The 12,003-nt window shown below is 72.6% G+C and carries 10 protein-coding genes; 7 read left to right on the top strand and 3 right to left on the bottom strand.

Annotation, left to right across the window (positions count from 1 at the left end; genetic code table 11):
* Positions 1 to 9 precede the first annotated feature (9 nt).
* Positions 10 to 273, bottom strand: a complete 264-nt coding sequence (locus IE249_RS25205) for a WhiB family transcriptional regulator (RefSeq protein WP_003975777.1) — start codon at positions 271 to 273, stop codon at positions 10 to 12.
* A 671-nt stretch (positions 274 to 944) separates the two neighbouring features.
* Here IE249_RS25205 and IE249_RS25200 point away from each other — a divergent pair.
* From IE249_RS25200 to IE249_RS25185, 4 genes are all read left to right on the top strand, one after another.
* On the top strand, positions 945 to 1,469 hold the full coding sequence (locus tag IE249_RS25200; RefSeq protein WP_189708168.1) for a cysteine dioxygenase: 525 nt from the start codon (positions 945 to 947) through the stop codon (positions 1,467 to 1,469).
* Between the two features lie 152 nt (positions 1,470 to 1,621).
* Positions 1,622 to 2,581 (top strand): 2-phospho-L-lactate transferase, encoded by a 960-nt coding sequence (gene cofD, locus IE249_RS25195; protein WP_189708166.1) that lies wholly within the window; start codon positions 1,622 to 1,624, stop codon positions 2,579 to 2,581.
* On the top strand, positions 2,578 to 4,005 hold the full coding sequence (locus IE249_RS25190) for a coenzyme F420-0:L-glutamate ligase (RefSeq protein ID WP_268249714.1): 1,428 nt from the start codon (positions 2,578 to 2,580) through the stop codon (positions 4,003 to 4,005). The genes cofD and IE249_RS25190 overlap by 4 nt, the downstream gene beginning before the upstream one ends.
* Positions 4,006 to 4,157: 152 nt before the next feature.
* Positions 4,158 to 5,180 carry a DNA-3-methyladenine glycosylase family protein gene (locus IE249_RS25185; RefSeq protein WP_189708164.1) on the top strand — a complete coding sequence of 341 codons (1,023 nt, stop codon included), beginning with the start codon at positions 4,158 to 4,160 and terminating at the stop codon, positions 5,178 to 5,180.
* Between the two features lie 76 nt (positions 5,181 to 5,256).
* Here IE249_RS25185 and manB read toward each other — a convergent pair whose 3' ends face one another.
* A complete protein-coding gene (manB, locus tag IE249_RS25180; protein WP_189708162.1) occupies positions 5,257 to 6,339 on the bottom strand; it encodes a mannose-1-phosphate guanylyltransferase in 1,083 nt (360 codons plus the stop codon).
* Positions 6,340 to 6,451: 112 nt separating this feature from the next.
* Positions 6,452 to 7,960, bottom strand: a complete 1,509-nt coding sequence (locus IE249_RS25175; RefSeq protein WP_189708208.1) for a peptidoglycan recognition protein family protein — start codon at positions 7,958 to 7,960, stop codon at positions 6,452 to 6,454.
* Positions 7,961 to 8,049: 89 nt separating this feature from the next.
* On the opposite strand from IE249_RS25175, the gene IE249_RS25170 reads away from it, so the two are divergent.
* The 3 genes from IE249_RS25170 to IE249_RS25160 form a co-directional block, all read left to right on the top strand.
* Positions 8,050 to 8,805, top strand: a complete 756-nt coding sequence (locus tag IE249_RS25170) for a TIGR03089 family protein (RefSeq protein ID WP_189708160.1) — start codon at positions 8,050 to 8,052, stop codon at positions 8,803 to 8,805.
* 186 nt (positions 8,806 to 8,991) lie between these two features.
* A complete protein-coding gene (locus IE249_RS25165; RefSeq protein ID WP_189708158.1) occupies positions 8,992 to 10,344 on the top strand; it encodes an LCP family protein in 1,353 nt (450 codons plus the stop codon).
* 227 nt (positions 10,345 to 10,571) lie between these two features.
* Positions 10,572 to 12,003, top strand: a 1,432-nt coding sequence (locus IE249_RS25160; protein ID WP_229859244.1) for an LCP family protein, incomplete at its 3' end; no start/stop codon positions are given.

The raw sequence follows: 12,003 nt of genomic DNA, 5'->3' as shown, positions 1-12,003 counted from the left end.
GGGGCGCGGTCAGACGGCCGCCTTCTTCAGACGGCGCCGCTCGCGTTCGGACAAACCGCCCCAGATGCCGAAGCGCTCGTCGTTGGCGAGGGCGTACTCGAGGCACTCGGAGCGGACCTCGCAGGCGAGGCAGACCTTCTTGGCCTCGCGGGTGGAGCCGCCCTTCTCGGGAAAGAAGGACTCGGGGTCGGTCTGGGCGCACAGCGCGCGCTCCTGCCAGCCGAGTTCCTCGTCCGCGTCGTCGACCAGCAGTTGCTGCACCAGCTCGGTCATGTGCGCCCCTCGTCCGTCTTTCGCGTCCCCGTGATGTAGCCGTTACCGATTCCGGCTGAACGACACGAGTGAAATTACAAGTGTGCTGCTCCGGGCGAGTCAAGCCGAGATCTGCTATTGGGCCCCTTATTCACTCTGCGGAACCAAGGCCATGCGGAAAGTGTTCAAATCGGCATAAACCTTGACACGCAGCCGCCACCCCCGGGGATCCCGCATCCCGCGCGGAGCCCCCATGGGCTCGTACCGGGAAGGACGCCCAGGGCTTCGATCTCGTTCCGACACGCGTGCCGAAGCGAACCTGATCACAGTCGGATCACGGGATCGCAACGGCGCTTGCGTGCCCGGCATGTGCGCCATGTGTCCCGGTCCCCGCATGAGCAAACCTTTCACCTGGGAGATGAACCGGATGAGGTGAAACATGTCCCACATTCCGGGCGTCGAGTTGACAGTGGAGGTGTGAACCGCTGTCCTTGTGGGCATGCTCGCGAACTCGGCACTCACCTCGACCCGCACCGCCGGGTCCCACGGTGCTGCCCGCGCTCGCTGTAGCTGTCGCTGCTGCGGCTGTTGAGCCACGCGCGTCAAGCGCGCTCCAGCCGCCGTCCGGGTTCTCGTGGCCCGGGCGCACCCGTTCCCCTCTGACCTCCTTCACTGAGGAACCACCCCACCCCATGAACAGCGACAGCGACCTCCAGATCGCCGGCGACATCCTCGAAGTCCCGCACCTCCTCCAGGCCCCGCGCGAGCACCCGGTCACCGTGGCCGAGTTCGCCGGCCTCGCCCGCTCCGTCGCCGCCGACCGCGCCCAGTGGGAGCACCTGGTGCGCTACGACGCGACGACGCGCTGGTACCACCGGCTGCGCACCGGTCCGGGATACGAGGTGTGGCTGCTGTCCTGGGTGCCCGGGCAGGGCAGCGGAACCCACGACCACGGCCGCTCCTCCGGCGTGCTGACCGTCCTGGACGGCACGCTGACCGAGCGCACCGGGCACGGCACGCACGCGCTGGGCCCCGGCGCGCAGCGGGTGTTCGCGCCGGGATACGTCCACGGGGTCGTCAACGACACCCTGGAGCCGGCGGTCAGCCTGCACGTCTACTTCCCCGGCCTGACCGAGATGCCCATGCACCCGGCGGCGCCCGCGCACACGACGCACGCGGACGCGGACGCGGCGGCAGGGGCGGCCGCGCGCTGCTGACGGCCTTCGCCGTGCCGGCGGCCGCGCGGTGCCGGCGGTCACGCGGTAACGCGGTAACGACGGTCACGCGGTGATGACGGCCGCGCGGTGATGACGGCCCCCGTGCCCCGTCGTGTGCCGCGTTGTCGTAGCGGCCTGCAAGACTTGGCCCCATGCGGATTGTGGTTCTGGCAGGCGGCATCGGCGGTGCCCGGTTCCTGCGCGGTCTGAAGCGGGCCGTGCCGGACGCGGACGTCACGGTCATCGGCAACACCGGCGACGACATCCACCTCTTCGGGCTGAAGGTCTGCCCGGACCTGGACACGGTGATGTACACGCTCGGCGGCGGCATCAACGAGGAGCAGGGGTGGGGCCGGGCCGAGGAGACCTTCCACCTCAAGGAGGAACTCGCGGCCTACGGCGCCGGTCCCGAGTGGTTCGGACTCGGCGACCGGGACTTCGCCACGCACATCGTGCGCTCCCAGATGATCGGCGCGGGCTACCCGCTCAGCGCGGTGACCGAGGCGCTGTGCGACCGGTGGAAGCCGGGCGTGCGGCTGATCCCCATGACGGACGACCGGGTGGAGACCCATGTCGCCGTCCGGATCGACGGCGAGCGCAAGGCGGTGCACTTCCAGGAGTACTGGGTGCGGCTGCGGGCCTCGGTGCCGGCCGAGGCGGTCGTGCCGGTCGGCGCGGAGCAGGCGAAGCCGGCGCCGGGCGTGCTGGAGGCGATCGCCGAGGCGGACGTGATCCTCTTCCCGCCGTCCAACCCCGTCGTCTCCATCGGCACCATCCTGGCCGTGCCGGGAATGAGGGAGGCGATCGCCGACGCCGGGGTGCCGGTGATCGGCCTGTCCCCCATCGTCGGGGACGCGCCCGTGCGCGGCATGGCCGACAAGGTCCTCGCGGCGGTGGGCGTGGAGTCCACGGCCGCGGCGGTGGCCGAGCACTACGGCTCGGGACTGCTCGACGGCTGGCTCGTGGACACCGTGGACGAGGCCGCGGTGGACCGGGTCGAGGCGGCCGGGATCCGCTGCCGCGCGGTGCCGCTGATGATGACCGACGTCGACGCGGCCGCGCAGATGGCGCGCGAGGCGCTGGCGCTGGCCGAGGAGGTGCGCACAGCGTGAGCGGTACGAGCGGTACGCCGGCGGACCCCGCGCGGGGCGACGCCGAGCCCTCGGCCCACGAGGCCGCCACGGGCGCCCCGGTCCACCGGGCCGGCGGGGCGGTCCCCGCCTACCGGGTCTGGGCCGTGGCCGGGATGCCCGAGGTCGCCCCCGGGGACGACCTCGCCAAGCTGATCGCCGCCGCGGAACCCGGACTGGCCGACGGGGACGTACTGCTCGTCACCTCCAAGATCGTGTCCAAGGCGGAGGGGCGCCTGGTCGAGGCAGCCGACCGGGAGGCCGCGATCGACGCCGAGACCGTGCGGGTGGTCGCCCGCCGCGGCCCCCTGCGGATCGTGGAGAACCGGCAGGGTCTGGTCATGGCGGCCGCCGGGGTCGACGCCTCCAACACCCCCGCGGGCACCGTCCTGTTGCTGCCCGAGGATCCCGACGCCTCCGCGCGGGCCATCCGCGACGGACTGCGCGACGCCCTCGGCGTGGACGTCGGGGTGCTCGTGACCGACACCTTCGGACGCCCCTGGCGCGCGGGCCTCACCGACGTCGCCATCGGCGCGGCCGGCCTGCGCGTCCTCGACGACCTGCGCGGCGGCACCGACGCGCACGGCAACCCGCTCAGCGCGACCGTCGTCGCCACCGCCGACGAACTCGCCGCCGCTGGCGACCTGGTCAAGGGCAAGGCCGCCGGGCTGCCCGTCGCCGTGGTGCGCGGACTGGCGCACCTCACGGACGGGCGCGGCGGGGACGGCGGACGCGGCGGGGACGGCGGGCACGGCGCGCGGGCCCTGGTGCGTGACGCGCGCGACGACATGTTCCGCCTCGGCACCTCCGAGGCCGTACGGGAGGCGGTGACCGGACGGCGTACCGTGCGGTCCTTCACCGACGAGCCCGTCGACCCCGGCTCGGTCCGGCGCGCGGTCGCCGCCGCGGTGACCGCGCCCGCGCCGCACCACACGACCCCCTGGCGGTTCGTCCTCCTCGAGTCGCCGGAGTCGCGCACCCGGCTGCTCGACGCGATGCGCGACGCCTGGATCGCCGACCTGCGCCGGGACGGCAGGAGCGAGGAGTCGATCGCCAAGCGCGTCCGGCGCGGGGACGTGCTGCGCAACGCGCCGTACCTGGCGGTCCCCTGTCTGGTCATGGACGGGTCGCACACCTACGGCGACGAGCGGCGCGACGCGGCCGAGCGCGAGATGTTCGTGGTCGCCACCGGCGCCGGGGTGCAGAACTTCCTGGTCGCGCTGGCGGGTGAGCGGCTCGGCTCGGCGTGGGTGTCCTCGACGATGTTCTGCCGTGACGTGGTGCGCGAGGTGCTCGGGCTGCCGCGCGACTGGGACCCCATGGGCGCGGTGGCCATCGGCCATCCCGCCGAACCGCCGAAGCCACGTCCGGACCGGGACGCGGACGCGTTCATCGAGGTGCGGTGAGACCGAGGTGCGGTGAGACGAGGTGAGGTGAGGTCCGGTGAGACGAGGTGAGGTGGGCGTGCCGGGCGGGACGACCGCATAGGCTCTCCTGAGCTCTCGCTCTCCGACCGACCCCCTCACCGACATCCCCACCGACCCCCTGGGACCCCGCCGTGGCAGGACGCTTCGCACCGCGCCCCACCCGCACCACCGTGCGCGGTGGGCATGTCGCCGTGCCCGCTCCACCCGCGGTGCCCGTCGATGCCGTCCCGCGCCAGGCGGCGAAGCCGGCCCGGGAGCGCACCTGGACGCCGGACGGCCCGCTGGACCTCGGCCTGGTGCTCGGTCCGCTGCGGCGCGGGCCGGGCGATCCGACGTTCCGCGCGATGCCCGACGGCTCGGTGTGGCGGGCCAGCCGCACGCCCCTGGGGCCGGGGACGCTACGGGTCTTCGCGCGCGGCGGGCAGGTGTGCGGCCAGGCATGGGGCCCGGGGGCCGAGTGGCTGCTGGAGCGGCTGCCCGAGCTGCTCGGAGCCGCCGACGACCCGTCCGCCTTCGAGCCGAGGCACCGGCTGCTCGCGCTGACCCGGCACCGGCGGCCGGGGCTGCGGCTGACCCGCACCGGGCTGGTGCTGGAGTCGCTGGTCCCGTCGATCCTCGAGCAGAAGGTGACGACCGCCGAGGCGTACGCGGCCTGGCGGGTGCTCGTACGCAAGTACGGGGAGCCCGCGCCGGGACCGGCGCCCGGGCGGATGTGCGTCATGCCGGCACCCCGGACCTGGGCCCTGATCCCCTCCTGGGAGTGGCACCGGGCCAACGTCGACTACAAGCGGGCGTCGACCGTCCTGCGCGCGGTACGGGTCGCGGCGCGGCTGGAGGAGGCGGTGCGGATGCCTCCGGCGGCGGCGCGGGAGCGGCTGGAGCTGGTCTCCGGGATCGGGCCGTGGACGTCGGCGGAGACCGTGCAGCGCAGTCATGGGGCGGCGGACGAGGTGACGGTCGGGGACCTGCACCTGCCGGGGATCGTGGGGTTCGCGCTGGCCGGTGACCGGGGCGCGGACGACGCGGAGATGCTGCGGCTGCTCGAGCCGTACGCGGGGCAGCGGCACCGGGCCGCACGGCTGATCCTGCTGAGCGGGCGGGTCCCGCCGAGGCGTGCGCCGCGCATGCCCAAGGGCGACATCGGACGGTTGTGAACCGCGGTGAGGCGGGCCGGCCGAACGGCACGCCCGCCCACCGCCCACCGGCCACCGGCCACCGGCCACCGACCGCCTACTGGTCGGAGGAGAACCGCACGGCCCCCGCCGGAATCCGGGCGTCGCACCACACCCGTACGCCCTCGCGCAGTTCGTTGTCCGCGCCCACCACCGCGCCGTCGCCGACGACCGTGCCGGTGAGGACGGAGCGGGTGCCGATGCGGGCGCGGGCGCCGATGAGGGAGTCGGTGATGACGGCGCCGGGCTCGATGACCGCGCCGGGCAGGATCGTGCTGCCGTTGACCCGCGCACCCTCGGCGACGAAGGCGCCCTCGCCCACCACGGTGCCCCCGGTCAGCTTGGCGTCGGGTGCGACCACGGCCGTGGGCAGGATCAGGCGGTCGCCGCAGCGGCCGGGCACGGCCGGGGACGGGGCGCGCCCCATGACCAGGTCCGCCGAGCCGCGGACGAAGGCGGCCGGGGTGCCGAGGTCCAGCCAGTAGGTGGAGTCGACCATGCCCTGCAGATGCGCGCCGGCGGCCAGCAGGCCGGGGAAGGTCTCGCGCTCCACCGACACCGGGCGGCCGTGCGGGATCGTGTCGATGACCGAGCGGCGGAAGACGTACGCCCCCGCGTTGATCTGGTCGGTGACGATCTCCTCGGGGGTCTGCGGCTTCTCCAGGAAGGCGAGGACCCGCCCCGTCCCGTCCGTGGGAACAAGGCCGTACGCCCGGGGGTCGGTCACCTTCGTCAGGTGCAGGGAGACATCCGCGCCCGTCGTCTCGTGCGTGCGCACCAGCGCCCTGATGTCCAGCCCGGTCAGGATGTCGCCGTTGAAGACCAGGACCGGCTCGTCGGGGCCGGAGTGCAGGCGCGAGGCGACGTTGCGGATGGCGCCGCCGGTGCCCAGGGGCTCCTCCTCGGTCACGTACTCGAGGTGGAGGCCGAGGGAGGAGCCGTCGCCGAAGTACGGTTCGAAGACCTCGGCCAGATAGGACGTGGCGAGCACGATGTGCTCGACGCCCGCGGCTCTCGCCCGCGCCAGCTGGTGCGTGAGGAACGGGACCCCCGCCGCGCGCACCATCGGCTTGGGGGTGTGCACCGTCAGGGGGCGCAGCCGGGTGCCCTTGCCGCCGACCAGGAGGATCGCTTCTGTCACCTGTCGTCTCTGCTTCCTGCCGGGACCGGCCGAACTGTTCTCCGGCCGGCCAGTGTATGCAGACGGTTGTCCAGCTCTCCGACGCCGTGGGTGCCGCGCGGGTTTCCGTCCGTCAGCGGCCCTGGTAGCGCGCCGCGGCCTTGCGGGCCGAGCCGAGCTTGCCGTAGAGCTGCTTGCCGGGGCAGTCGGTGGCGAAGCCGTCCCGGTGGCCGGAGATCACGTTCAGGCGTACGTTCTTTCCTTTTTGGTAGAGGTTGCCACCGCCGGACTTCAGATATGTCTTTCCGCGCGGATTCATCCCGTAGAGACCGAGCTTCCACGCGGTCAGGCGTGCGACAGCGGTGACGGCGGCCGCGGAGGGCTTGGACTTGCTGTAGGTGCCGATCACGGCGATGCCCACGCTGTTGCTGTTGAAGCCCATGGTGTGGGCGCCCAGCACGGCCTTCGCGACGCCGCCGGCCCGGCCCTCGTAGATGGTGCCGCACTTGTCGACGAGGAAGTTGTAGCCGATGTCCCGCCAGCCCATGCTCTTGACGTGGTAGCGGTAGATGCTGCGGATGACCGAGGGGGCCTGGGAGCAGCGGTAGTTGTTGCCGGAGGCGGTGTGGTGGACGAAGGCCGCCTTGACCTTCTTGGTGTAGACGAACCCGTGGGCGCGCAGCGACTCGTCCGCGCCCCAGCCGCGGCGGGTGACGATGCGGGGGCGGGGGCCGATGTGCGGCTGTGCGCGCTGGCGCTCCGTCAGTTCGTCGCCGCGCAGGGCGAGCAGTTCGTTCTCGGTGTCCTCGCGGTCGAGGGCGGGGATCTCGGTGGCGCCGAGCGGGGCGAGGTCGGCGTTGGCGGCGGAGGCGGCGGTGGCCTCCTCGCTGAGCTCGCCGGTGCGTGACTGGTCGTCGGCGGCGGCGTCCGCGGCCGGGGCGGCATCGCCGTCCGCCTGAAGCCCGTCACCGGATTCACCGGACCCACTGGAGCCACCGGACTCACCAGCTGCGCCGGAATCGCCCGGATCACCCGGATCGCCCGGGTCGACGAGTTCGAGGCGCAGCCCGGACGGCAGCGGGACCGGCGGGTCGTCGGCGGTGCCCCGGCCGTGGTCGCCGGTGTCCGCGCGGACGCGCACGTCGACGCCGTCGGAGTCGCCCACCCACAGCGGTGCGGTGGCGCCGCGCAGATGGCCCGGGGTCCGCTCGGCGGTGCCGGGGTCGGCGCCGTGGTCGGCGTTGTGGGTGTCGACGTCCTGCCAGCCGGACCAGGCGCCGGTGGCGGCGGAGCGGGTGCGGACCTGGACGCTGCCGTGCAGTTGGGTGTCGGGGTTGTCCCAGACGACGCCGACCAGCGAGAAGTGCCGTACGTCGGTGCGGTACAGGCCCTGTTCGGCCACGCCGGCGGCACCGGGCGCGCGGTCGCGGGCGACGGGGGCCAGGGGCAGGGACCGGGTGCTGCCGGGGACGGCCGCGGAGGCGGCGGCCGACGCCGCTCTGTCCGCCGCCGGTCCGGTCCGGGCGCGGGCGGCGGCCGAGGCCGTCGGCAGGCCCGGCGCGAGGGCGAGCGCGGTCGCGCAGGTGACACCGATCGAGGACGCAAGGAATCCGTATCGACGCATGCTCCTGATCTTGAACATAGTCATACATATCTGTCCATCGGGGAACTGACGGGGCGTCTGCTGCGGTTCCGCCGAACCGGTGGTGCGCGCGGCGTACCCTTGCGCGGGTGAACGCCACCGAACGCACCCCTGCCGACCTGCTGCGTTCCGCGCTCGCCGCGGACCCAGGACGCCCCCTGGTGACCTTCTACGACGACGCCACGGGCGAACGGGTCGAACTGTCCGTGGCCACCTTCGCCAATTGGGTGGCCAAGACCGCCAACCTCCTCCAGGGCGACCTCGCCGCCGGACCGGGCGACCGGGTCGCGCTGCTGCTGCCCGCGCACTGGCAGACGGCGGTGTGGCTGATGGCGTGCGCGTCGGTGGGCACGGTCGCGGACATGGGCGGGAATCCCGCGGCGGCCGACGTCGTGGTCAGCGGGCCGGACAACCTGGAGGCCGCACGGGCCTGCTCCGGGGAGCGGATCGCGATGGCGCTGCGGCCGCTCGGCGGACGGTTCCCGCAGCCGCCGGAGGGCTTCGCCGACTACGCGGTCGAGGTGCCCGGCCAGGGCGACGTGTTCGCGCCGTTCGCTCCGGTGGAGCCGGAGGAGCCGGCGCTGATCGTGGCCGGGGCGGAGTACACGGCGGCGGAGGTCGTGGAGCGGGCGCGGCGCGACGCGCCGGGGCTGGATCTGACGGGACCGGGTTCCCGGCTGCTGTCGGCGCTGCCGTACGACACCTGGGAGGGGCTCAGCGCGGGGCTCTACGCGCCCCTGGCCGCCGGCGGCTCGGTCGTGCTCTGCCGGAACCTGGACCGTCTCGACGGGGACGCCCTGGCCAAACGGATCGAGAGCGAACGGGTCACGGCGACCGCCCGCTGACCCGGCGAACTCGACCGCCCGCTGACCCGGCGAGCTCGACCGCCCGCCGACCGGGTGGGATCCGCCGCCGTTAACCCGTTCGGCTCATCACCGATCACCCCCGTCGCCTCCCCCGGGTCATCGTCGTAGGAGCAGCAGCACAGGAGCAGGCGCGCACGGCTCGTACGGCAGAGGGGTGGTCCTGAGGTGACCCGTAGCGCAGGGACGCCGGGGGATTCGTCCGAGGGCCGTGCCGGGAGCACGGGGCCGGGGGCGGGGGCGTCGGCCACCGGCGACGGGCTCATACGGCGGCGGCGCGCCCGGCGGCTGCGGATCGCCGCACTCGGCGCCACCGTGCTGGTGCTGGGCGGTCTCGGCGCCGGGCTCGCCGCCTATGTGAAGCTCAGCGGCAACATCACCGCCGACGAGGCGGCCGCCGAGGAGCTCAGGCGCTACGAGAAGGAGCGGCCGACCGCGCTGGTCAAGGGCGCCCAGAACATCCTGCTGATCGGCTCGGACACCCGCTCCGGCTCCGGCAACGGGCAGTACGGGCACTACAACGGCACCGAGCGCTCGGACACCGTGATCCTGCTCCACCTGGCCGCCGACCGGCGCAGCGCGACCGCGGTGTCCCTGCCCCGCGACCTGATGGTGAACGTGCCGAGCTGCCGCAAACCGGACGGAAGCCGCACCGAGCCCATGTTCGCGATGTTCAACTACGCCTACGAGATGGGCGGCTCGGCCTGCCTGATCCGTACGGTCGAGAAGCTGACCGACATCCGGGTCGACCACCATGTCGTCGTCGACTTCAGCGGCTTCAAGGAGATGGTGGACGCGGTCGACGGCGTCGAGGTGTGCCTGAAGCGGCCGGTCACGGACAAGGACGCCAAACTGCGGCTGCCCGCGGGCCGGGTGACCCTCAACGGCGAGCAGGCCCTCGGCTACGTGCGGGTGCGCAAGTCGCTCGGCAACGGCAGCGACACCGACCGCATGGAGCGCCAGCAGCGCTTCCTCGGCGCGCTCGTGAACAAGGTGCGCAGCGACGACGTCCTGCTGAACCCGGTCAAGCTGTACCCGGTCCTGGACGCGGCCACCTCCTCGCTCACCACCGACCCGGCGCTCGCGAGTCTGCGCGGCCTCTACCAACTCGTGCGCGGCCTGCGCGAGATCCCCACCGACCGGGTGCGGTTCCTGACGGTGCCGCGCGAGTCGTACGTCTACAACGCCAATCGTGACCAGCTCGTGGAGCCCGAGGCCGAAAAGCTGTTCGCCAGGCTGCGCGCCGACCAGGCGGTGGAGGTCGCCGGGGAAGTTCCGCGGGATTCGGGAGCAAACGGCTCCAATCCGGACGCCAATTCGGCTTCCCCGGGTCCGAACGCCTCGCATTCCGTGCCGGATTCCATGACCGAACGGGATTCTTCTGCGCATCCGTCCGGCTACGCTGGGTATGTTTTGGGGGCCGCGTTCGACGACGGCGCACCGCGCGTGAGCCCGGCTCACGCCCCCTCTCCCACCCCGACGTTCCACGGCAACACCGCCGCCGAGGACCTCTGCGGGTAAAGCCGCGGCCAAAGGCGAACTTTTGTCCAAGGAAATGGGCGGATTGCCCAGTTGTAGGGACGTGGAATTTGTCACCGGCGTCGCTCGATGCCGAACCGGGCGGATAGTGTGAGCGATCCGGTGCATGCGGCCGCGAGGTCTTCCTGGGGTCGTGCACTGAGTGACCAGACCTGAGCGCCTTGTGGGGGGAAGGCGCCGCGTGGCCCCGACGGAGGATTCGGTAAACCGTGGACGCGCAAGGCCGTGGGCGGGCGGACAACATCGACCCCGCAGACCAGTGGGTGCTCAATCCGAACACTGGCGAATACGAATTGCGACTGACTCCTTCCGCTCCGCAGTCGGCGGTCCCGAGTCCGCGCAGACCCGCCCCGCGCGGCCCCGGCGGAAACGGGGGCGCGGGCGGTGCGGGAGGTCCGGCCGCCGGCCGGCGCTCCGGCGCGCCCGGACGGCAGCAGGTCCGTGACGCCGCGCCGCCCGGCGCGGTGCCGGGTCAGCGCCGCCGGCGCGGCACGCCGCCGCCGGAGGAGCCGCTGCCGGGACGGCGCGGGCACCGGCCGGGGAAGAAGAAGTCGCGGGCCAAGAAGGTCCTGCTGTGGACCGGCGGCACCATGGCGTTCGTCGTCGTCGTCGCGGGCGTGGGCGGCTATCTGGTGCTCAAGCACCTCGAGGGCAACGTCACCACGACCGACGTCGGCAGCGCGGCCAAGCAGGGCTTCAGCAAGGACGAGGCCTTCAACATACTGATCATCGGCACCGACAAACGCACCGGCAAGGGCAACCAGGGCTACGGCGACAAGGGCAGCGTGGGCCACGCGGACACCAACATCCTGCTGCACGTCTCCAAGGACCGTACGAACGCGACCGCGCTGAGCATCCCGCGCGACCTGATCGTGAACGTCCCGGACTGCCCGACCAAGCAGCCCGACGGCTCCACGAAGGTCATCCCGGGCACGGACCACGTCCGCTTCAACACGAGCCTCGGCCAGGACGGCCGCGACCCCGGCTGCACCATGCGCACGGTCAAGGCGGTCACCGGCATCTCGCCGGACCACTTCATGATGGCCGACTTCAACGCGGTCAAGACGCTGACCTCGGCGGTGGGCGGTGTCGACGTGTGCCTCAAGCACGCCGTCAACGACCCCGACTCGCACCTGAAGCTGTCCGCCGGCGAGCACAAGATCGAGGGCGAGCAGGCGCTGGCGTTCGTGCGGACCCGGCACAGCTTCGGCAACCAGGGCGACCTCGACCGCATCAAGGTGCAGCAGCAGTTCCTCAGTTCGCTGATGCGCAAGATGTCCTCCGGCGACACCCTCACCAACCCGGCCAAGCTGTACGACCTGGCCGACGCGGCCACCAAGGCGCTCACCGTCGACACCGGCATCGGCAAGGTCGGCACGCTCAAGGACATGGCCCTGGAGCTGAAGAAGGTGCCGACGAAGAACATCACCTTCCTGACCACCCCGGTGATCGACAACCCGGCGGAGAAGGTCCACGCGACCGTCGTCCTGAACCCCACCACCGCCCCGCAGGTCTTCGACGCCATCAAGAACGACGTCTCCTTCACCGAGGTGAAGAAGAAGCAGAAGCAGCAGAAGGACGCCGAGGCGGCCCGGCTCAAGGGCACCCAGTCCGCGGCCTCCGAGGTGCGGGTGCGCATCC

The sequence above is a fragment of the Streptomyces anandii JCM 4720 genome (assembly GCF_014650655.1).
In the GTDB taxonomy this organism is placed as follows: domain Bacteria; phylum Actinomycetota; class Actinomycetes; order Streptomycetales; family Streptomycetaceae; genus Streptomyces; species Streptomyces anandii.
This window is presented reverse-complemented; position numbering and strand designations above follow the sequence as displayed.

What these genes read in the sequence shown, in the direction of transcription:
- IE249_RS25205 (WP_003975777.1), bottom strand. Translation starts at nt 273, where the DNA reads ATGACCGAGCTGGTGCAGCAACTGCTGGTCGACGACGCGGACGAGGAA.
- IE249_RS25200 (WP_189708168.1), top strand. Translation starts at nt 945, where the DNA reads ATGAACAGCGACAGCGACCTCCAGATCGCCGGCGACATCCTCGAAGTC.
- cofD (WP_189708166.1), top strand. Translation starts at nt 1,622, where the DNA reads ATGCGGATTGTGGTTCTGGCAGGCGGCATCGGCGGTGCCCGGTTCCTG.
- IE249_RS25175 (WP_189708208.1), bottom strand. Translation starts at nt 7,960, where the DNA reads ATGTTCAAGATCAGGAGCATGCGTCGATACGGATTCCTTGCGTCCTCG.